1 protein-coding gene and 1 pseudogene are annotated in these 1,418 nt (G+C 73.2%); both read left to right on the plus strand.

What is annotated here, in order from left to right; genetic code table 11:
• Positions 1 to 259: pseudogene (locus tag AOK09_RS35575) on the plus strand (sensor histidine kinase); the annotation flags it as partial.
• 8 nt (positions 260 to 267) lie between these two features.
• On the plus strand, positions 268 to 1,418 hold a 1,151-nt coding region (locus AOK09_RS41500), incomplete at its 3' end, for a sensor histidine kinase (protein ID WP_079063690.1).

Below are 1,418 nucleotides of genomic sequence, written 5' to 3' on the forward strand. Positions count from 1 at the left end.
CACCGCCCGCACCGCCACCGTCGACGTCTGGCGCAGCGACAACCGCCTCATGATCCAGGTCCGCGACGACGGCCACGGCGGCGCCACCACCGACACCACCGGCACCGGACTCACCGGCCTCGCCGAACGCATCCGCGCCGTCGACGGAGTCTTCATGATCGACAGCCCCCACGGCGGCCCCACCACCATCACCACCGAACTCCCCTGGCACACCCGCAGCGGAGAGCCGGTCCCGCACGCAGAAGGACGGACATCGTGATCGAGAACCTGGCAGCCGCCGGGCCCACCGGGCGGCGCCCGGCGCCCGGCGGGAGCGCGCGCCGCGGCCCCGGCCTGCTGGGCGCGCCGTTCGCGGCCCGCACCTGGAAGGAGTTCCTGCACCTGGTGCTGGACCTGCCGATCGGGATCGTCTCCTTCACCTATGTGGTGGTGATGCTCAGCCTCGGCGTCGGCCTGGCCGTCACCTTCATGGGCATCCCGGTGCTGGCCGCCGGGGTGGCCGGCGCCCGGGGCTGGGGGTCGATGGAACGGGCCCGTGCGGCGGCGCTGCTGGATGTGCGGGTGGGCCGTCCCTCCCGGCTGCGGCCGGCCCGTCCGGGTCTGATGGGCTGGCTGGGCGCAGTGCTGCGGGACGGTGTGGGCTGGCGCAGTGCCCTGTACTGCCTGCTGATGCTGCCCTGGGGCGTCTTCGGCTTCACCGTCTCGGTGGTGCTGTGGACGTACGGGTGGGCGATGCTCAGCTATCCGGCGTGGCAGTGGGTGCTGCCGGCCTTCGCCGGGCAGCCGGGGCTGCAGATCTACGGGGACGGTCCGGGCGGCCGGCCGGAGATCTACCTGGACAGCGTGCCGGAGGTGGCGGGTGTCTGCGCGGCCGGTCTGGTGCTGGTGTTCGCCACGCCGTGGGTCATCCACGGTCTGGCGAACGTCAACCGGCTGATGGTGCGGGGGCTGCTCTCCCCCTCGGCGCTGTCGGAGCGGGTGCGGGAGCTGGAGGACGACCGGGGGACGGTGGTGGACACCGCCGCCGCCGACCTGCGCCGCATCGAACGCGACCTCCACGACGGAGCCCAGGCCCGCCTGGTCGCCCTCGCCATGGACCTCGGCCTCGCCAAGGAGAAACTCGACCACGACCCCGAAGCAGCCGCCCGCATGGTCGACGCCGCCCACGGCGAGGTCAAACTCGCCCTCCAGGAACTCCGCGACCTCGCCCGCGGCATCCACCCCGCCATCCTCACCGACCGCGGACTGGACGCCGCCCTCTCCTCCGTCGCCACCCGCTGCACCGTCCCCGGCGGCGTCCGCGTCACCGTCGACCTCGACACCCGCCCCGCCTCCGCCATCGAAGGCATCGCCTACTTCACCGTCAGCGAACTCCTCACCAACATCTCCAAACACGCCACCGCCCGCACCGCCACCGT

Source organism: Peterkaempfera griseoplana, assembly GCF_001418575.1.
Classification (GTDB): Bacteria; Actinomycetota; Actinomycetes; order Streptomycetales; family Streptomycetaceae; genus Peterkaempfera; species Peterkaempfera griseoplana.